16 protein-coding genes and 1 pseudogene are annotated in these 19,336 nt (G+C 50.5%); 11 read left to right on the top strand and 6 right to left on the bottom strand.

Annotated elements, in window-relative coordinates; translation table 11 throughout:
- Positions 1-7 precede the first annotated feature (7 nt).
- Entirely contained in the window at positions 8-1,018 is a 1,011-nt protein-coding gene (locus MHM86_RS03005) for a cytochrome d ubiquinol oxidase subunit II (protein WP_239195565.1), read from the top strand.
- A 33-nt stretch (positions 1,019-1,051) separates the two neighbouring features.
- Here MHM86_RS03005 and MHM86_RS03000 read toward each other — a convergent pair whose 3' ends face one another.
- Genes MHM86_RS03000 through MHM86_RS02985 form a run of 4 tightly spaced genes read right to left on the bottom strand, consistent with a single transcriptional unit; the run spans position 1,052 to position 5,393 of the window.
- A complete protein-coding gene (locus tag MHM86_RS03000) occupies positions 1,052-2,578 on the bottom strand; it encodes a deoxyribodipyrimidine photo-lyase (protein ID WP_239195563.1) in 1,527 nt (508 codons plus the stop codon).
- Positions 2,575-3,723, bottom strand: coding sequence for an FAD-binding domain-containing protein (locus MHM86_RS02995; RefSeq protein ID WP_239195562.1), 1,149 nt, complete (start codon positions 3,721-3,723; stop codon positions 2,575-2,577). Before MHM86_RS02995 ends, MHM86_RS03000 begins: the two co-directional genes overlap by 4 nt.
- A complete protein-coding gene (locus MHM86_RS02990) occupies positions 3,710-3,877 on the bottom strand; it encodes a DUF2256 domain-containing protein (RefSeq protein ID WP_239195559.1) in 168 nt (55 codons plus the stop codon). Before MHM86_RS02990 ends, MHM86_RS02995 begins: the two co-directional genes overlap by 14 nt.
- Positions 3,861-5,393, bottom strand: a complete 1,533-nt coding sequence (locus MHM86_RS02985; protein ID WP_239195553.1) for a cryptochrome/photolyase family protein — start codon at positions 5,391-5,393, stop codon at positions 3,861-3,863. The genes MHM86_RS02990 and MHM86_RS02985 overlap by 17 nt, the downstream gene beginning before the upstream one ends.
- A gap of 191 nt (positions 5,394-5,584) precedes the next feature.
- On the opposite strand from MHM86_RS02985, the pseudogene MHM86_RS02980 reads away from it, so the two are divergent.
- The 7 genes and pseudogenes from MHM86_RS02980 to MHM86_RS02950 all read left to right on the top strand — a co-directional run bounded on the left by MHM86_RS02980 (position 5,585) and on the right by MHM86_RS02950 (position 11,161).
- A pseudogene (locus MHM86_RS02980) lies at positions 5,585-6,427 on the top strand (DDE-type integrase/transposase/recombinase).
- Between the two features lie 386 nt (positions 6,428-6,813).
- Positions 6,814-7,170: a plasmid mobilization relaxosome protein MobC gene (gene mobC, locus MHM86_RS02975; RefSeq protein WP_239195551.1), complete on the top strand. Its 357-nt coding sequence runs from the start codon at positions 6,814-6,816 to the stop codon at positions 7,168-7,170.
- Entirely contained in the window at positions 7,167-8,432 is a 1,266-nt protein-coding gene (locus MHM86_RS02970; protein WP_239195548.1) for a relaxase/mobilization nuclease domain-containing protein, read from the top strand. The genes mobC and MHM86_RS02970 overlap by 4 nt, the downstream gene beginning before the upstream one ends.
- Before the next feature lie 22 nt (positions 8,433-8,454).
- Positions 8,455-9,300: a type IV secretory system conjugative DNA transfer family protein gene (locus tag MHM86_RS02965; RefSeq protein WP_239195542.1), complete on the top strand. Its 846-nt coding sequence runs from the start codon at positions 8,455-8,457 to the stop codon at positions 9,298-9,300.
- Complete coding sequence (locus tag MHM86_RS02960; RefSeq protein WP_239195540.1) at positions 9,242-10,132, top strand: type IV secretory system conjugative DNA transfer family protein; 891 nt, start codon at positions 9,242-9,244, stop codon at positions 10,130-10,132. Before MHM86_RS02965 ends, MHM86_RS02960 begins: the two co-directional genes overlap by 59 nt.
- Before the next feature lie 58 nt (positions 10,133-10,190).
- Entirely contained in the window at positions 10,191-10,814 is a 624-nt protein-coding gene (locus tag MHM86_RS02955; RefSeq protein ID WP_239195536.1) for a hypothetical protein, read from the top strand.
- A 38-nt stretch (positions 10,815-10,852) separates the two neighbouring features.
- Positions 10,853-11,161, top strand: a complete 309-nt coding sequence (locus tag MHM86_RS02950) for a hypothetical protein (protein ID WP_239195534.1) — start codon at positions 10,853-10,855, stop codon at positions 11,159-11,161.
- A gap of 32 nt (positions 11,162-11,193) precedes the next feature.
- On the opposite strand, the gene MHM86_RS02945 is transcribed toward MHM86_RS02950, so the two are convergent.
- Positions 11,194-11,787, bottom strand: a complete 594-nt coding sequence (locus MHM86_RS02945; protein ID WP_239195530.1) for a recombinase family protein — start codon at positions 11,785-11,787, stop codon at positions 11,194-11,196.
- A gap of 232 nt (positions 11,788-12,019) precedes the next feature.
- On the opposite strand from MHM86_RS02945, the gene MHM86_RS02940 reads away from it, so the two are divergent.
- The gene (locus tag MHM86_RS02940; RefSeq protein ID WP_239195529.1) at positions 12,020-12,475 is read left to right on the top strand and encodes a hypothetical protein; all 456 of its coding nucleotides are present in this window, start codon (positions 12,020-12,022) and stop codon (positions 12,473-12,475) included.
- A gap of 127 nt (positions 12,476-12,602) precedes the next feature.
- On the opposite strand, the gene MHM86_RS02935 is transcribed toward MHM86_RS02940, so the two are convergent.
- Positions 12,603-13,106, bottom strand: coding sequence for a hypothetical protein (locus MHM86_RS02935; protein ID WP_239195528.1), 504 nt, complete (start codon positions 13,104-13,106; stop codon positions 12,603-12,605).
- Between the two features lie 961 nt (positions 13,107-14,067).
- Between MHM86_RS02935 and MHM86_RS02930 the strand changes: the two genes are divergently transcribed.
- On the top strand, positions 14,068-15,012 hold the full coding sequence (locus tag MHM86_RS02930; protein ID WP_239195527.1) for a hypothetical protein: 945 nt from the start codon (positions 14,068-14,070) through the stop codon (positions 15,010-15,012).
- Positions 15,013-15,547: 535 nt separating this feature from the next.
- Positions 15,548-19,321 (top strand): hypothetical protein, encoded by a 3,774-nt coding sequence (locus MHM86_RS02925; RefSeq protein WP_239195526.1) that lies wholly within the window; start codon positions 15,548-15,550, stop codon positions 19,319-19,321.
- Positions 19,322-19,336: the final 15 nt, after the last annotated feature.

Raw genomic sequence — 19,336 nt, 5'->3', positions numbered from 1 at the left:
CGCCATGATGACCCTGTTCGGAGACCCCGCCCAATGGCTGCCCGTCGCCTTTGCCACCCTGATGGGGGTGTCGATCCTGATCTATGTGATCTTAGATGGGTTCGATCTGGGCGTTGGGATCCTGTTTCCCTTCGCTGATGAGGCAGAGAAGGACCGCATGGTCGCCTCCATCGGGCCGTTTTGGGACGCCAATGAAACGTGGCTGGTGCTGGCCATCGGGCTGTTGCTGGTTGCCTTCCCTGCGGCGCATGGTGCGATTCTGACAGCGCTATATCTGCCGGTGGCGATCATGCTGGTGGGTCTGATCCTGCGCGGTGTGGCGTTTGAATTTCGGGTAAAGGCGCCGGGGCACCACAAGGTCTACTGGAACGCCGCCTTCTACGTTGGATCCCTGATCACCGCGCTGTCGCAGGGCTTCATGCTGGGCAAATACATTATGGGTCTGGAGAGCACGCTGGGCATCTGGATTTTTGCGGTGATGACCTCGGTTTTTCTGGCGGTGGGGTATTCCTTTATCGGCGCGTGCTGGCTGATCCTGAAAACCGACGGTGCATTGCAGCGCAAGGCGGTCGCTTGGGCGCGGGGGGGTATCTGGGGGCTGATCATTGGTATTGCGCTGATTTCCATCGCAACCCCGCTGGTGAGCGAGAGGATTTTTGCCAAATGGTTCACCTTCCCCGAGGTGGTGTTGTTGCTGCCTCTGCCGTTGATGTCGGCGTTACTGATCGCGCTTTTGTGGTTTGGGCTGCGTCAGTTACCCACACGCAACGACCGCTGGGCTTGGTTTCCCTTTGTCGCAGCCATCGCGCTGTTCACGCTGGCGTTTTTCGGGCTGTCCTACAGTTTCTACCCCTACGTGGTGCCCGAACAACTGACCATCTATGAGGCCGCCAGCGCGCCGGAAAGTCTGTTTATCATTCTGGTCGGCACCATCTTCGTGCTGCCGGTGATCGCGGGTTATAGCGTGCTGTCCTACACAATTTTCCGTGGGAAAGCGACGGCGCTGCGCTATGACTAAGGACTTGGTGATACGGGTAAAGGTGGCCGCAGATTAGTCGCTAAACAGGGACAGCTGTCCCTTGTCATCACCATGTCTGAGCGCCTTGCGCGCGGTGCGTTTGCGGCTGCCGTGTTTGCGATAGACCTGTTTGGAATGATCGCGAAACCCCGCACCGTTGCGCACCGCCGCGATCCGCTCTTTGGCCTGTCGCGCGGCTGTCTCATGATCGACAACGGGGGGCGGGTAGTCCATCGTCTGCCCCGCCTGAAACAGGGTCAGATCATCCGCCCACGGCCAGTGTATCTGATCATCGCTGAGCTGACGCAATTCCGGCACCCATTTGCGGATAAAGCGCCCCTGCGGGTCCTGATCACGGCTTTGCTTGATGGGGTTATAGACGCGCAGGGCGTTGATCCCTGTGACGCCTGATTGCATCTGGAACTGGCTGTAATGAATGCCCGGTTCATAATCTGTAAACAGCCGCGCCATATAGGGGGCCGTGCGCCGCCAGTCGAGCCACAGTTGATAGCTGGCAAAACTGACCAACAGCGCCCGCATCCGAAATGTGATCCAGCCGGTTTGTATCAGCGACCGCATGCAGGCGTCGATGAATGGAAATCCGGTCTGTCCCGTCGCCCAGGCCTGAAAGCGTGCGGGATCATGATCCCCCTCGCGCAGGCCGTCAAAGGCAGCATGCATGCAGTGGGTTTCGATCGTGGGCTGATCTTCGAGTTTTTGGATGAAATGACAGCGCCACGCCAATCGCGACCCAAACGCGCTGAGGTCACGCCCCATACCCTGTCTCTCCATCGGGCTCAGCTGCGCGCGCCGCCGTGCCAGCGCCTGCACCACCTCACGGGTGGACAGGCTGCCCCATGTCAGATGCGCAGACAGGCGTGAACAGTGGCGTTCGGACCCAAGCGGCGAAGAGATGTGGCGCAGATACCCCGTCGCCCGTTGTTCCAGAAAACTGCGCAGATCCGCGACCGCCGCGCGCCGTCCGCCGCGCTGTGGGGCGGGTAGGGGGGCGCCGAACATCGGGTGATCCTTGGCTGGCAGCGCATCCGTGTGACACTGTGGCACTGGCGTGAGCGGTGTGGGTTTTGGGGTGATGGGCGTGGCCATACGCTGATTGCGCAGCGCACTCCAATCATCGCGACTGCCAAGGCGCCGGACCACTCCGTTAGCGGGCAGTTCGTGAAAGGCCAGCCTATGGTCGCGGCACATTCGATGCACGGTCAGATCCCGATCATAGGTCCAGCCATCGCCAGTTTCTTCATGCGCCCAAATGGTCCGCGCGCCAGTGCTTTCTGCGATCTGTGCCAGCACCTCGCAGGCGTCACCGATGCGGATGATCAACGGCTGGCCCAGGGCATCTAGACTGTCGTTGAGGTCGCGCAGGCAATCATGCACGAACTGCCAGTGGCGGGAGGAGGCGAAGGGTTGCTGCCACAGCTCTGGCTCAACAATATACAGCGGGATCACCGCGCTGCCGCTTTGGGCCGCTTGGTAAAGCGGTTGATGATCATGCACGCGCAGATCCCGCTTGAACCAGACGATATGGGGCGGTTCGCTCATTGTGCCAGCCCGTCAATCAGCGATGGGATCTGCTTCTTCAGCTTGAAGTAGCCCTTGGTCGCGTGGGGCCAGACCAGCCGGTCATAGGTCCGTTGGTGGAGGTGCAGCCTTAGGCCCGCTGCGGCCAGACGTTGGTGCGTGGCAGCGAAGCCATCGGCGGTTGGTCCCACTGGCAGATAGGCGCAGGCGACATCACGCACCCCTGCAGTTTCTGCGGCACGCAGGATTGCCGTGCTCCAACAGTGGCCAAGATAGTAGACCCCGCCAGCCGCAGCCGCGCTGTTCCGCACCGCCTGCTGCGCAAAGTCGGATGCGTCATGTGATGCGATCCCTAAAACCCCCGCGACCTTCAATCCCGCAGGGGGCGACAGGCTGTCCTCTTCGGTGATCAGCCAAAGGGTGCGTGCCGCGGGTGTGGCCATGGGCGTGGGGCAGGCGGCAAGGGTATGGTCGTCGTCTTCCGTCAAGGGCGGCGCGGTTTCGTCCAGCTCCCCTACGGGATGGAACCGCCCGTCGGTGAAACGGGCGATGTTGTCCGCAGTGGCAAGGTAGTGTTTGCCCTTGGTGTGCAGGCCCGCGACCCAGCGCCAGCTGAGCGTGTTTGAGGCCGGATCGGCATCCGCCAGATGCCGCAGGAACAGATCCGCCCCCAATTGCCACGGCAGGCGCAGGCTGAAAATCCAGATCGAGGCAAACCAAAGGCGCGCGTGATTGTGCAGATAGCCGGTGTCGCATAGCTGGCGACACCAGTGGTCAAAGCAGGCGATTCCGCTGCGCCCAGATATCGCAGCATTGTAGCCGTCGTGCGACTGCTGGCGGGCAGTGTCTAAACCCGTTTGATAGCTGTTCCAGACGCTGGGATGTTGTTCCAACCACCCCTTGAAGTAGCTGCGCCAGAACAGCTGTTGCAGAAACGGCATCGCCTCTTGCGGGGCGTGCCGGCTGAGCACAGCGTCGATCACCTCGCGCTCCGCGATCAAGCGATGTCGCAGATAGGGGGAAAGCTGCGATACGGCGGGCTGTTCTGATGGCGCCCCGCCCGCCAGGTCATGGTTCCGCTTCACCCCGTAGCTGCGCCCCGCATCAGGGACAAAGGCCGCCAGACGGTGCAAGGCTGCGGCGCGGGTCGGTTCAAACCCTGTCATGCTGACCTCTGACCGTCGTTGAGTTGCGTGCAGACCGACACCGCGCCGAACAATAGCGCACGTCATCCCAAACCCGCGCCCATTTCTTGCGCCAGGTGAAGGGGCGCTGGCATACAGGGCAGAGTTTTTCGGGGAGATCAGACTTTCTCGCCATTTTCTAGAGCTCTCAAAAATCGTTTGGCATCATCACGCACAGCGTTAAGTTTTTGCGGTGACATGCGTTCCAGTGTCCTAAAGGCGAAACCCATACGGGAATTGCTGCGTAGCCGCGCGGCGTTGCGATCGATGAAATCCCAATAAAGGAAGTTGAACGGACACGCTTTGGCCCCGTTTTTTACGGATGCGCTATAGGAACATTGGGCGCAGTAGTTCGACATCTTATTTATGTAAGACCCGCTGGCAGCGTAGGGCTTAGATGCCAGAACGCCACCGTCCGCAAACAGCGCCATACCGTGGACATTCGGGAGTTCAACCCACTCATAGGCGTCCGCGTAAACCAGCAAGAACCAATCACCAACTTGCTGAGGATCTAATCCTGCCAACAGAGCGAAGTTGCCCAGAACCATTAAGCGTTGAATGTGATGGGCATAGGCGTTTTGTTGTGTTTCTAATACCGATTGTCGCATGCAGTTCATGCGGGTTTCTGCTGTCCAGAAGAGGTCAGGTAGGTCGCGAGATGCGTCTAGAAAATTACTGGTTTTGTAAGCTGGCATTTTTAACCAATAGAGGCAGCGTACATATTCCCGCCAGCCGAGTATCTGACGGATAAATCCCTCGACAGCGTTCAAGGGCGCACTCCCTTGGCGATAAGCGGCCTCAGCGCGCTGAATGCATTCTAGTGGTTCGAGTAGCCCGCTGTTGAGATACAGGGCAATATGACTGTGATACATCCAGGGCTCACCCTGCAACATTGCATCTTGCCAGTCTCCGAAGCCGGGCAGCCGATCACGAATAAACAGCTCTAAAGCGTCCAGCGCACCGCTGCGGGTGACGGCGTAGTTGAACGGATGGATGTCGCCAAAGTGCTTGGGAAAAACACGCTCCACCAAGCTTATGACCTCTAAGGTTATGTCATCAGGATCGCAGGTATAAGTCGGCGGTACTTTCAGGGTGGGGTCAGGGGCTTTGCGATTGTCGGCATCAAAATTCCACTGCCCCCCTGTAGGACCATGCGGCTCCATTAAAACAGACCATTTTTTGCGCATATCCCGATAGAAGTATTCCATTCTAAGGCTTTTGCGATCTGCGGCCCATTTGGCAAATTCTGATTGGCTGGCTAGAAAACGGTCATCTTCGAGGATGGAAACGGGTAATCCGAGCTGTTTAGACCAGCCACGGATTTCTTCGAGCAAGCGAAATTCGCCCGGGGCGGTTACAACAACTTCATCTGGACTGAAACAGTCAGCGGCCTTTTTGATCTCGCCATATAACGATCCGCGGTTATCCGCATCGTCATATTTTGTGTAGTGGATCGTCAGGCCTTCGGTCGCAAGTTGTTCTGCAAAATGGCGCATTGCAGAAAACACAAAGACGAGCTTCTTTTTGTGATGGCGTACATAGGTCGCCTCTTCACAAACCTCTGCCATCATCACCACGTCCCCATCCTGAAGCGTGCGCAATGAGGCGATTGAGCGTGAAAGCTGATCTCCTAGTATCAATACTAACTTCATGTTTTTTCAGTCTATGTTCGCTGGGACCTCATGAAGTCTTCTACGCGTAACAGTCTTTAATGGATCAACTCTAAGACTCCGAAGTGCCAACCGCCGCATCAGAATGCGATATTTAAGGTAAGGTGAGAGGGGGCGGCGCAAATTCGGACCAGTGTATAAGGTGGGTCGCATGACGAAAGTGACGATCCAAAATGAAGAAGCGGAAGAACCGCAGCCCTGATTTTAAGGCCAAAGTCGCGCTTGAGGCATTGAAGGGTGAACGCACGGTCGTCGAGCTGTCGAGCCGGTTTGGCGTTCACCCCACGATGATCCACAGTTTGAAGCGGGCGCTGCTGGAAGGGCATCCGGTGTCCTTGATCGTGGTGGAAAGAAGGCCCCCCGCAGGTGAACGAGAAGCGCATCCGTTGGCTCATGCGGTTGACCGGCCTCATGCCAATTTATCAAAATCTCAATACGAACAAACCTGTAAAAGGACACATGACTTACCCGTATCTGCTAAAGGGTTTGCGCGTAACGCTGCCCAATCAGGTTTGGGCGTCCAGGTTTGGGCGTCGGACATCACCTACATCCCCATGCGGCGCGGGCTCCTTTATCTGCTTGTGATCATTGACTGGTATACGCGTAAAGTATTGGCATGGCGGATATCAAACACGCGGGAAGCCGACTTCTGCGTCGATGTGTTGAACGAGGCGATGGCCAAATACGGCGAACCCGAGATTATGAACACGGATCAAGGACCGCAATATACGTTGTTCGCATGGGCAGATCGATTACGCCGATCCGGCAGACGCATCTCCATGGATGGCATAGGGCGGTCCCTGAAATACGAATGTGTCTACCTGCATGCATGGAAAACCGGATCGGATGCCCGAGCCGGAAGCGCCAAGTGGGTCGAGTTCTACAACCACAAACGCCCTCACAGCGCCCATGGCGGCAAACCGCCCACTGTGGTTTACTGGTTAGGGAAAGATGACATGCAACCCGATCAGCAGGAGCAAAGATGCCGACAGCTCAGCCGTGATCAAAGCCTATGAAAAGCGCCTTGGTCAGTTTGAACGCGATAAGATCGCATTGCAGGAAAAACAAGCCGCTAGCTTACCAGCTCAGACCAGGTTTGACGAAGTGTGCGAACTCGCCTGCACCTTCTTCGCAAATCCTTGAAAACTATGGGATTCGGGTCATCTAACGTTGCGCCGCACCGTCCTTAAGCTGGCGTTTGCTGTGCGAATTTCCTACTCCTGAGAAACAGGAGCTCGAAACCCAAAAACACATTTATAATCAGGGTTTTAGAGGGGTTTTCTTGCGAAAAGAAGAGAATGGCGGACAGTGAGCCAGTTTGTTCGAACACTTTGTTCGACGAATTGGAGAACTGGAACAAGGTTCTTGAAGAGCATAAACACCAGTTGCGAGGGCCTCGCCCATGAGCCGCCTCTCACCCTTTTCATTGCGCCTAACCTCTGCGGAACGATCACAGCTTGAATCTCAGGCTGGGGGTATGTCGCTGTCGGCTTATATCAAGTCCGTGGTTTTTGCCGCTGAAGCTCCCAAATATCGGAAGCGGCGGAAACCACCTGTTGCGGAGCAACAGCTCTTAGCTGAGGTATTGGCACGATTGGGCCAAACACGACAGGCGAACAATCTCAATCAGATCGCCAAGCATCTGAACCAAGGCACGTTGATTGTCGATCCTGAATTGGAGGAAGACCTCAAACGTGCCGTTGCTGAGGTGGCATGGATTAGAGCAACCATCATGGAAGCTTTGGGGGTGAAGCAATGATCCTCAAAGGCTCCCAACGGGCGGGTGCAAAAGCGCTGGCCGATCACCTGATGAATGATCGTGACAACGATCATGTAAACTGCTTAGAGTTGCGTGGATTTTTATCTGAGCATTTGCACGGGGCTTTGTCTGAGGCCCACGCCATTTCTAAAGCAACCTTTTGTAAGCAGTATATGTTTTCGTTGAGTTTGAACCCGCCACAAGACCATGTGGCCACTGAGCAAGAGTTCTTGGAAGCGGCTGATCGCGCCGAGAAAGCACTTGGTCTTGAGGGGCAACCCCGTGCGATTGTCGTGCATGAGAAAGAAGGCCGACGCCACGCGCACGCGGTGTGGTCGCGCATTGATGCGGAAACCATAACCGCTATCAATCTGCCCCACTTCAAAAACAAGCTGCGGGACTTATCGCGCGATCTGTTCTTGGATCATGGGTGGCAATTGCCTGATGGTCTTGCGACCTATGGGAACAAATCGCCCCTGAACTTCACGCTGGATGAATGGCAGCAGGCCAAGCGCCAAGGGCTTGATCCGCGAGAAATTAAACAAGCGTTTCAGCAGGCTTGGAAACGTTGTGATAGCCAGATTGGTTTCAAGAATGCGCTCGAAGAGCGCGGCTATTTCCTCGCCCGTGGTGATCGGCGTGGCTTCGTTGCCTTGGATGCTGATGGCAAAGTCTATTCGATTGCCAAATGGGCAGCGCTTAAAACCAAAGATGTGAACGCTAAACTTGGATCGCCAGATAGCCTTCCTTCGGTTGATGAAACGCGATCAATCATTCGGTCCAAAGTTACGGATCAAATGCGCGGCTATATCAATGACATTAAAGATCGTCAGAGAAGCGACCTTGATCCGCTGCGCGACAAACTACGGGATATGAACACGGCACATCGCGCGGAGCGCCAGAAACTCAAAACCGGGCAAGAGCAGCGTTGGCTGGTGGAAACCAAGGTTCGTTCTGATCGACTGAACAAAGGCTTGCGCGGCCTGTTTGATCGCCTGACGGGAAAAGCTAATTCCATTCGTCGGCAAAATGAGTTTGAAGCTCAGAAATTTGCAAAACGAGATCAAGATCAGCGCGATTTTATGGTCGTTGAGCAGATGAAAGAGCGTCGCCTATTGCAGCGCGAGTTTATAAAGCTACGTCGCAGTCAGGCCGAAGAGCGACGATTGCTGGCTTCAAAAATACGACAATCTCTCAATCCCCCCAAGACATCGCCCCAAACAGTTAAACGACGCGGGCGCGATCTAGGTTTTTCAAGATAGTTTTTAAAAGGAATATTCCGAAATGGATGAACTAATTTATTATTTCGGCATGACAATTGTGCGTATTGTCATGGTGGTCGCATCATTTGGAATTGGCTTTTTATTGGGATGGCTATTCTCCCCAAAATCAGCCTCTTTCCGCAAAATGGCCCTCTACATCATTGTTGGCGTGCTCGTGTTTGCGACCATATTCCTGAACAATCTTCTTGGCTGGAATGCCGCTGTTTTGTTGGCGATTATCGCATTTGTCTTTGGCCTTGCGTATTGGCTTGGTGGATTGGCCTCTGGATTCTTTGACAAACCGACAACTTTCGGCTCAAGCCGCTGGGCGACACATGAAGATGTGGCGAGTAAAGATGCCTTTGGAACTGACGGTATTCGCATCGGGAAATTTAAAAATGCTGAGGGTGAAATGGATTGGGTCTCCTATAAAGGTGATCGTCATTTGCTAACGGTAGCCCCAACTCGCGCTGGCAAAGGCACCACACAGATCATTCCAAATCTTTTGACCTATGGAGGTTCAGCCTTAGTGATCGATCCAAAGGGAGAAAACGCTTTTGCAACGGCAGAACGCCGTCAGCAGATGGGGCAAGAAATTCAGATTGTAGATCCGTGGGCGATTACCCCACTGGATGATTTGCAAGTGTCGTCCTTCAATCCACTTGATTGGTTGGATACAACCGATCCTGATCTACCTGAAAACGCGATGTTGTTGGCATCCGCATTGGTCGTTGAGGGCAATAGCAAAGACCCGTTTTGGGATGAGGAAGCCAAGGCCTTACTCCAAGGCCTTACTCCAAGGTCTAATTATGCATGTTGCGACAGACCCCGAAGAAGATGGCGGACGCCATTTGCCACGCGTGCGTGAATTGCTTGTTCAAGATGTAACGGAGCTGGATAAGACTTTCACAAAGATGAAAAAATCAATGCACCCGATTGTCAAAAGCACGGGGGCGAGAAGCTTGCAAAAGGAAGAAAAGCTAAAGGCGAGTGTTATTGCGACAGCACAAGCGCATACTCACTTCTTGGATAGTGATCGCATCGCGAAGAACATGAAGGTTTCAAGCTTCAAGTTTGAAGACCTGAAAACCAAACCGATGACGATCTATCTCGTCTTGCCCTCAGATCGATTGAACACATTTGGTCGTTGGCTGCGTCTGTTGGTGCAACAGGCTATCACCGTGAATGCACGAAACCTAGAAACCAAACCAGATAATTCAATTCTGTTCTTGCTGGATGAGTTTGCGGCACTGGGGCGTCTAACAATGGTTGAGCAAGCCTATGGCCTTATGGCGGGTTACGGTATGCAGCTTTGGGGCATTGTGCAGGACTTCAACCAGTTAGACCGTATCTACGACAAAGGGTGGCAGAGCTTTGTCTCAAATTCAGGTATGATCAACTACTTTGGGTCGAGTGACAAAATGACAGCCGACTATTTCTCAAGCCTGTGCGGCGAAACCACAGTGTGGTCGTTTAGCAGCGCTGTTTCGAATACCTTTGGAGCAGGTAGCAATAGTAGCTCTGAATCTTCGACATATACGCCCGCTCAACGGAAGTTGGCCTTTCCAGATGAACTAATGCGTTTTCCGCAAACCCACCAAATTGCCTTCCTTGAAAACATGCACCCGCTGCGTGCAACCAAGGTGAAATGGTTTGAAGATACCGAACTCAAAGCACTTGGCCGCAGCCTACACGATTAAACAATTGCACGGGCGGTAATCGCTGCCCGTGCACTCCTTTTCATGAAAGAGCCTAAGCATGGCCCAAGATAACGACAAGCGTCCCCAAAAGCCGTTCAATGTGGCGGCTCAAAAACCTGAAGTTGAGATTGTTTTTGAAGCCGATATTGACCTTGAAGAAGATGACGAACCCCTTCGCAGCAACACCGATCCAAAACACGACCCTGCAAATGTAAAAAATCCAAGCCTGACTCCTTCAGGGACGGGAAATTTCTTTCCGCCACCCCGCTCCCAAGATCAGTGGCAAACACCATCTCAACCCGCCACTACGGAGAAACAACCTTCGGATGATGAATGGCAACATGCATTGCGCAATGGCAATCATACATTGGAAGGCGAATTTAATGGGTTTCGTGTCAGGGCATGGCGAGCGGAGCATCCGACTAAAGATGGTTATGAAGGCGGGCACCTAAACAAAATTGTGGTGACACAGGGAGAATATGGTCACGAATTGGAGGTTGCACATTTCAAAGACGGCGATTGGGAAAAGCAACCTGAGGCGACCCCAGAACGTCAAGCCGTCATGGATGCGGTTCAGGAATACGACGGTGAATTTTTCGAAGAACAGCGGCAAAAGGAGGAGCAAGAAATCGAACGCCAACATGATATTAACGCCAAAAAGGACAAGGGAAAGTCGCGATAAAACTAGATTTAAGTCAGTAGTCATGACAAAATATATGGGTGAATATTTTAAATAGAGACTTTTTGCCAGATGGGGAGTGGGTAGCGAAAAACGTCAAGAATGCCTTTGGCATTGATGAACCTATTCGGCTTCCTCAATCTCATTGGAAGCATTTCGATTGGCTTGCATCGATTGGCGCAGACATGGACCAATTTACGATGGAATGCGATGTGAACCGCCACATTGATCAGCCATATATGATAACCTTTTCAGGATATGTAGAAAAAATGCTGGTCAGAGACGAGGCCCGTCGCCATCGCGCGGGCGATGATGTGCCGCTGCATATCAACCCGCATCGTATAGTATAAAATGCATCTTGATTGGCCTGAATAGCTTTCCCCTATTCGATGTTTTTCATCGCTCTGACAATTGTCTGTTGCGAGATGTCCAACTCTTCGGCCAGCTGCGATACAGACGCCTCACCGATAGCGAGGCGGTGTTTGATCAATCTCGCCATGTCATCAGAAATCGCGCGCGGCCGTCCGATATGCACGCCCCGCGCTTTGGCGGCGGCCATTCCTGCTTTGGTGCGTTCGCGGATTTGTTCACGTTCAAACTCGGCAAAAACAGCAAGGTGACCAAAGACCATACGCCCCACGGCGGTGGTCGTGTCGATGCCCTGTGTGAGCGCAATAAAATCCACGCCGTTCACTCGCAGATCATCGAGTAATTCAAGCAAATGCAGCGTTGAACGACTAAGGCGATCCAATTTCCAAACGACAAGTGTGTCACCCTTGGTTAGATCGCGTAGCAAGGTCTCAAGCGAGCGCCGCGTAACGTCCGCACCAGACATACCCAGATCGCCATAGATCACGTCACAGCCCGCATGCTTCAACGCATCTACCTGTAAATCTTGGCTCTGGTCCTTGTCCGAAACTCGCACATAACCAATGCGGCGACCTTTTGTGTCACCCTCGAAATCAACGTCTTCCATCGTCCTATTATGCCTCGTCGCAATCTTCGAAAAACCCTGAATTTAGGGGAATTGGGGCTTTTCAAAAGGGTTCCCTTTTGAACCCGCGCGGATCAACGTATTGAAGCGATTTCAACGCTAAGAAAACTGTGGATAACCAATCACAGAGTGACACCGTAATCCAATTATGACAATAATATCAAAAGGGAAGCCTTTTGAAACTGCGCCAAACTTAGGTCGGGAAGGCGCAAATATGACTTGGCAACAATTTAAAAAGATGGCGCTTCGTTTAAACCTAGTTGTCCTGATTTGCGGCTGGCTCGCATTCTGGGGTTATGGGGTTCTCGTTGGGGACATTCCACCGCTTAGCGTTGTTCAAGGGCTTCTTGCTCTGTCCCTCATCGCAATTATAGCTGTCACCGTCAGTTTTTTTGTTGGCTGCCGTCTTTATTTGGCGCTTAACAAGAAATTTGAAAATCCAAATAAGCTGTCGGCTCTATCGCGTTATGCAATTGTCGGCGTATTCGTTAGCGCGGTTGCAGCCACTCTTGGCAACGGTGACAGCATTATCGTCTTCTGGGAAACAACGTTGGCGGTAGTCACAATCGGCGTGGGCTTTGTAAGCCTTGGTATTTTGTTGTTTATTTCACCGATTGAGATATTCCAAAACCTAACGCACTGGTCTCGCGAGGACACGCAGGGTTTTTAAGGCATAGATGCAGAATGCGGTCACCTCAGTGACCGCAGCATTACACTAAATTTTCCTACACACACTCTGACAACATACAATTGTTGAATTCGTTACCAGCGTAAGAACCAGTCACAGGCAATTTGCTCTAGCAGCTAACTTTTTTCCAATTGGGATCGTGGCGACGCCGTGCTTGATCAAGGCTTTCTTTGCTGTACTCAGGAAGCTCAGAAAGTTGAAATGCCAGTTCCTGTATGGCTATGGCCTCTTGTTCGTTCTCAGCTTCGACGCCGATGACGATGAAGCGATTATCTGCGGTTTCGAAAAGTGCTGGGCTAGTTTCAAAGCGCGAAGCATAAGAATTTAATTCTTCCTGTGCAATTGAACAATTTTGGCGTTGGTAGCTGGCAAGTTGCACAACATATTCTTTCTTCACTCCCTCAACCGTAACAGCTTCGATCCCAGTTTCGGTTGCGATCTTCACAGCCTCATTGGCGCTATCTTTGGCTTGGTCAGCGGCAGGTTTGACGACATTAAGCGTCACCAGCAATGTTACGATAGAAACGCCCACGGTTAGCCAATCTGTCGGCTTAGATTCAGCTAACCATCCAAAAACTGTTTTTCGCGAATTAGTATCGTCTACTTCAGTCATAATTACCTCAATATCTAAATTTGAAATGGCCCATAAAACACCTATTACTGTACATATGAGAGACTAAGCTGAAAACTCATTTAGTTCTGATGTTTTTTTATAACTGGTTTGAATGTTTCTTTGTCCTGACGGGTTGTGCATGCAACCGTCTGGCTCCCGCCGAGGGGCCGGGGTGCAAGGGGCAAAGGTGCGTTCCGCAGGACCAGAGCCACGCACAGGTGCAGCACAGTGAACCGAGCATGGCGAGGACCCACCCTTTGATCCGCGTGAGGGCAGCAGCCCTAGAGCCAAGGGGGTATTGGGGGGCAGGCAAGCGCCCCTGATTGGCGATCAATCACCAAAGGATTGTGCATGGTTCGGTGCTGGTGGAGAAGCAAATCTCCAGGTCTAGCGAGCGGGTTCCAAGGGGCGGCGATCTCGCCCTTTGGTCGGGTTCAGCTTCGACAAGCTGGCGGCCTTCAATCGGCGGACGGTTGACCTATGGGGTGTTGGGGAGAGATGGCTTCTCCCCGACGAGTGATCAAACAACGATATGTTTGCATGGCTGGGATGGGTTCAATGCCGATCTCAGCTATTAGCTTTGGGGGATACAACGGGGGAGCGCAGCAGCCCCCTTGTCAAGTTGTGCGGTACTACCGCACACAACTTGCGGTCACCCTTAGACCGTAAGATGGCCCGCAGGGATCGCAGCGTAAACGGGTCACATGACCCACATCGGAAGAAGGGTAATCAAGGTAAGATGGCCGCAGGAATAGAGTTTAGCTATTTTGTTCACATAGAATGATATCAAGTTTTTTTTGGCGCTTTCGTAGAACTTTACGGCGGCGCTCTAGCGAGATGATGTATAAAGGCGGTGTGATTTCATCTATTGCTTTTTAAAGAGTTCGATTAAGATTCGACTGAATTTGTTTGTTTCAACCTATGCAGATTTAACATCTTAGTTTTGAAAGGAAATTTAGATTTGAGAAATTTTATTTCTGTTGCATTGATCGCTATTTCAACATTTTGCGTGTTGTTTCCAGATTTAGCCAATGCAACGAACGGTGGGGGCGGAAACACAGATTTGAATGCCTCGGTATCCGAACTTGCTAAATCAATTTCTGAGCTAGAACGCGAAATTCAAATAAAATCTGAGGTGTCTAAAATTGTCACACAAATAGTGGCTATAACATCAGCAATTACCGCTGTTTTGGGCATCGGAATTTACAGCGGAATTAAAGCATCAATTTCAACAAAAATAATACGTCCAATTGAGACAAATTTGGACAAAAAAGTTGAAATTGCAAAAGCGACGACAATTACTTGGTCATTTAACGAGTTTGCATACACTTGGTGGGTAGCTTACGAGGGTATTCTTCAAAAAAAACTAGATGGACTTCAGATTTCTGAGATCGAAAAATCTACTGCGCTTAATGCAATAAGCAACGCCATTCATGCGGCACATCGAGGAATAGGATCCGTAGCTCCGTTGGGTTCCTCTAAAGAGGAAATCCTTCGAACGTTGCAAAGCGAAACTCTAATGTTTAGGTCATACGTCCATTTGATAAATCAATTTGTTTACAGCAACGCGGCAAAGTTTGTGATTACCGAAGCATGCGAGAGCGACGTGTTCATGTCTGAATTGGACAAACAATCTGATGAACTTCTTGAACTAAGTAAACACAAAAGCCTTGGATCGGAAGGAAATCCATTTCCTTGGTATGAAGTTTGGGAAACAGTCGGATTCTATAAATTCCACATTGGAATAATGAAAAATGATGATGCCATGGTATCGGAAGGGAAAAAAATCATTGTAGATCTAATAAAACGTAAAAGACCGTCATTCCACCTTCCTGCCCCTACTAAGGAGTTTTCCGATGGTGTCTTACTTGAATTCAGCAAACAGGGCAGATTGAATTTGTCGTGAAAAAAGCCCGACTTAAGAGTCGGGCTTTTTTCAATTTACCAGCACGGTTTCCAACAAGGTTTTTGAAGGAGATCACGTGTTGGCTTTTTGCGCTTAGCCATCTTCTTGATCTCTAGCTGTTTCGCTTCTGAATTAAAGGTAATAAATGCCCGCATAATGTCAATGCCCCCTCGTGTTTTTTGTTTTTCAATATACCTACATATTGTTGTAGATTGTCTTCACTATACAATATGGGGGCAACGCTGAAAAGAGCGTTTTTCTGATTTTGAATACGGTCTGCCTTTGTTTTCAATAAGATGCTTTATTTTTTATAGCCTACGAACTTGTGAAGACAGTGAACATAGTTGAGCCTGTGCGCTAATAGGCAGGACAGTACAAACTCCAAATGTTAAAGAGAGGTATATGCTGCGACACTCGATTGATTTTCACATTTTAGTATAGATTCAACCTTAAGCTGTGGCACAATAGTTCTCTAGAATATGAATAGTTACGCCGAAGTCCAATTTCGTGCAGGCCGACTTTGAAAGAGATTAATTTGGATATTTTAGACCAAGTTCCTGAAGAGTTTAAGAAATTGCTGGGAGAGCAAATGGATTGGGCGCACCTAAATGTAACGCTCCAAGACATTGGTCACAAAAGCAAACCTCTAGTAAGAGACCTAGCCAAATACGACAGATCAATGACTGTGGCATTATTGAGCGGGTTAATTACAGTACCCATGTACCAGTCACACAACCTGAGATTTGAGGCTCTGGTCTTGTTGGCTGCGATCCACTGTGCAGGGAGAAAACGCCCGCGAATTGGACAGGCAGCACGATGGTTTCGCGAGATCGGTAAATCGCCAAGCGTTTTAGGTGAAGACCCTGCTGAGGACGTATTTGTTTCTCAAGTCACAAGCCCCAAAGGGAATTTTCGTCTGCTTGAAGGGCTTTGGGAAGCCTCTGGTTTCAATACTCAGCGCATGATTGACATACTGGACACTATGCCAGATGAGGGAAGCTTTTCTCAGGTCAAAAAATCCGTTCACGCACTACTCTTTGTGTCCGAGCTGGTGTGCAAAAACTCTGGAATTAAGAGATATACACTTGGTTCCGAACAGAAATTTGCAACGTTGGAAAGCAAATTTCTTCCTCCTGAAGGTGAACTGCGCAGTCGAACACTTATACCAATATCTCAATTGGATGCGGCAGGTATTACCCCGAATGATCTGGGACCATTCATTATTCCACCAGAGAAACTGTTGGATATCGGAACGCAAGAGATCGATGACAATTCACTGATTTCGCACCCGATAATGGTTTTCGATGAGGAAAATCTACTTGTAGCCATGCCAACAGCCATATCGGTAACAATACGACGCTATATACTAGATTTCTGTCATGCAATGGAGCAGCTGCCAACTCTTGGTATTAGGTTGGCAAAATCCTTTTCTGATGCAATCAGCAGCACATCTCTACTGGGAGGCCCAGTAGGTGCGCCGATTCTTTGGCGAGATCACGAACAGGTCAAAATCGCAACTTTCGGTCTGCAATTTGATGAGGGCCATTTCGCCACGTTCCACCTCTTCCTGCCGAAAATAGAACTAAACCATTCAAAGCGCTTCAAAGATGTAATCAGAGATACTGACGGTGAGATCGCAAAGGTTCTGCAAGAGGATATTGATAAATCAGTCAGCTCATTCAAATCCAAAGAAGGGACAAAAGGTGGGTTGGTCATCCTCGTTGGGTGCGGCTGGGGGCCAGGTTTGGCAACCGAAAGCATAACTTTCCGACATGACGGTTGGCATCTTGCCCATTTTCCCGCATCGGACCTCATTAGACTAAGTGGGCTGCCAGAAATTAGCTTGCGGTATCTATATCAGCTTTTGTCAGCAGAAAGCACACTGTTGGATGCAGGTGTAAACCTATGGAATGTTAACGGGATTGCAAACCTAATTGGCTGGGTTCGATCCAATAATGGGCATCTCGTTCCACATGCATCCTTGGATGGAGATCGCATCAGCCCTCGAAGGCCACTTCAGTTGATGATGCCCTCGAACCTACTTAGAGATGTAAGGGCTGAAGGTGACACGTTGTACGATGAGCACGTTGCCATTGACGTTCAAGGTAACTTGCATGGCCTAAAGAAATTTTTTGCCAACTCGTACTGGTCCAATGAAACTAAGGAAAAAGTTTACGTCTCACTGCGAGCCTTAAGGCAGGCAAAACTCTTGTCTGTGCATCGTGGGCATCACGACATCTGGTTAGGCGTGCATTGCCCAAACACTACGGACCGTGATCTAGAATACCGGCTATGGGAGATGTGCAACGAGTGGCTTGGACGCATTGGAACCGCGTTGGATAGCGATGGGCAGAACCAAAACGATATTGAAATTACGTTGGCATTCTTGGATGCCGAAACACCAGAGGACACCGCTCTGAAGGCTGGTCGTCTCGATCTGGAAGCACTAATAAAAGTCAGCTCCGATAAGGCTAACAACAAGATCGAAATAACATTTGGAAGTGGATTTCTGCTCGGTTTCAGGTCATCTGAAAACGTGGCCGAAGCAACCATTGTCAGGACGATTTTAGATGCGGTTCTTTCATACTCAAGTGATCAAGCTTCACCTCTCCGATTGGGAGAGCTTTTAGATGAAATAGTTCCCAACGAGGATGCTCGTTGCTTCCATCTGTTCGTGGCCCAAAATTTTGGTGATTTTCTTCGACACGATCTTCCAAAAGACGTCATAACTATCGAAAAAATTCCTGATGCAGCGACCAAGATCGGTCTTGGCTGGCGTGGTAAAGGTGTCTCGCAGGATGGGAATGTCTCTGGCGTAAGCGAGTGTTGTAAATTCCTTGCCTCATTGGTCGACGAACTGATTGAAGATGTAAAAGGTGCCTTAAAAAAATTTGAACGTCGGCCTCTCATTCATCGATTGCTTTACAACACGCTCAAGGCTGAGGAGAGTTCCGCACAATGGAGGCGCACATCCGCGGCCATACTTGGTCTGAATGGAAATACTCCCAGCACTTTAGCAAAATTTGTAGAGCACAATTCGCAATGTGTCGGTGCTAGTGTCGCCTGTCGAATACTCATTGAGATGGCGATTTGCGTTTGCCCCAAGAATGGCGATGAGCAAATCTCAGACATCGAACTAGAACACCTAATTGCAAAAATTGCTTTGATAGTGCGCTTTGGAGGCCTTTCTGACGCAATACGCTTCAACGCTCTGAAACCAGAGCTGAAAATCTCACCTCTAGGAGATGTTCTAGTTGAAGACGACTTTGGAAATTTTGTGGTCGAACCCATGCTGGAAAGGGTCGTAGGCGAGAACTTTGTTGCGGCATCAGCGAAGCAAGCCAAAAACTACGATGAGGCCGAAATAGTCCCTGAAACTGAGAGCAAGATCGATGCTGACTTTTGGAAAATTTGGACAGACGAATTCGGATTCAACTTGGATGAAGCCAGAAACATAATAGGCGCTTTAGAAGACATTGGTCTCAGTGAGGGGAGCTTGGTTTTGGAGCTAACTGAAGGTGAATTCGTTGAGAACGTGGTCTCAGGCCAAGTATCGGAAGCCGTAGCTAGGGCATTTTGGTCAGCCTTCTTGTTGCCGTCTCGTGACAATTGGGAGACCACTCCGGACGGTTATCACTTAAAGGATATCTATCCTTGGAAGTATGGCCGAAGGCTGTCAATTGTTACACGTCCAATCTTGGGAATGGATGTAGACGGATTTGAAAAGGCTGTGATTGCGCCAACTATTTTGCGTCGTGGCTTTGCTTATGTATTTGATGGGGCTTTCAATGGCTCCTTGGATCAAGACTTTTTCAAAACTCCCAAAATGCGAAATGACTGGTGGGGTGTGGCAAGCGAAGGTCATACCTTCAATGAAGGAGTGGCACAGAAAGTTGCTGACCAAGGATGGCATGTTCGCAAAGAGATCAAGCTAGAAGAGATTTTGAACACAAAGTTGGACAAAAACTATGGCGATGTAGATGTGCTGGCTTGGAATGATACCGCAAACAAAGTGTATCTTATGGAATGCAAGGATTTGTCTGCTGCGCGAAACTATTCCGAGATTGCAGCCCAACTCTCTGATTATCAAGGCGAAGGTAAGAAAGATAAACTTAGAAAACACCTTGATCGCGTTAATCTCGCCAAGGAAAATACTACAAAAATTGCGAAATTCTGTGGCAAAGAAAATCCAGAGATCGTTTCTTGTTTGATCTGTAGCGGCGTGGTGCCCATGCAGTTCTCAAAGAGTAAGGCACTGGACGACACATTTGTTGGCTCAGTGGAGGAATTCTTCAGTCAACATCAATGATCATAAATCAAGTGA

Source organism: Thalassobius sp. Cn5-15, from assembly GCF_022347685.1.
Classification (GTDB): Bacteria; Pseudomonadota; Alphaproteobacteria; order Rhodobacterales; family Rhodobacteraceae; genus Thalassobius.
This window is presented reverse-complemented; position numbering and strand designations above follow the sequence as displayed.

Bases quoted from the DNA above. Each gene is read 5' to 3' on its own strand.
- MHM86_RS03005 (WP_239195565.1), top strand. From the start codon at position 8: ATGACCCTGTTCGGAGACCCCGCCCAATGGCTGCCCGTCGCCTTTGCC.
- MHM86_RS03000 (WP_239195563.1), bottom strand. From the start codon at position 2,578: ATGAGCGAACCGCCCCATATCGTCTGGTTCAAGCGGGATCTGCGCGTG.
- MHM86_RS02995 (WP_239195562.1), bottom strand. From the start codon at position 3,723: ATGACAGGGTTTGAACCGACCCGCGCCGCAGCCTTGCACCGTCTGGCG.
- MHM86_RS02990 (WP_239195559.1), bottom strand. From the start codon at position 3,877: ATGGCGAGAAAGTCTGATCTCCCCGAAAAACTCTGCCCTGTATGCCAG.
- MHM86_RS02985 (WP_239195553.1), bottom strand. From the start codon at position 5,393: ATGAAGTTAGTATTGATACTAGGAGATCAGCTTTCACGCTCAATCGCC.
- mobC (WP_239195551.1), top strand. From the start codon at position 6,814: ATGAGCCGCCTCTCACCCTTTTCATTGCGCCTAACCTCTGCGGAACGA.
- MHM86_RS02970 (WP_239195548.1), top strand. From the start codon at position 7,167: ATGATCCTCAAAGGCTCCCAACGGGCGGGTGCAAAAGCGCTGGCCGAT.
- MHM86_RS02965 (WP_239195542.1), top strand. From the start codon at position 8,455: ATGGATGAACTAATTTATTATTTCGGCATGACAATTGTGCGTATTGTC.
- MHM86_RS02960 (WP_239195540.1), top strand. From the start codon at position 9,242: ATGCATGTTGCGACAGACCCCGAAGAAGATGGCGGACGCCATTTGCCA.
- MHM86_RS02955 (WP_239195536.1), top strand. From the start codon at position 10,191: ATGGCCCAAGATAACGACAAGCGTCCCCAAAAGCCGTTCAATGTGGCG.
- MHM86_RS02945 (WP_239195530.1), bottom strand. From the start codon at position 11,787: ATGGAAGACGTTGATTTCGAGGGTGACACAAAAGGTCGCCGCATTGGT.
- MHM86_RS02940 (WP_239195529.1), top strand. From the start codon at position 12,020: ATGACTTGGCAACAATTTAAAAAGATGGCGCTTCGTTTAAACCTAGTT.
- MHM86_RS02935 (WP_239195528.1), bottom strand. From the start codon at position 13,106: ATGACTGAAGTAGACGATACTAATTCGCGAAAAACAGTTTTTGGATGG.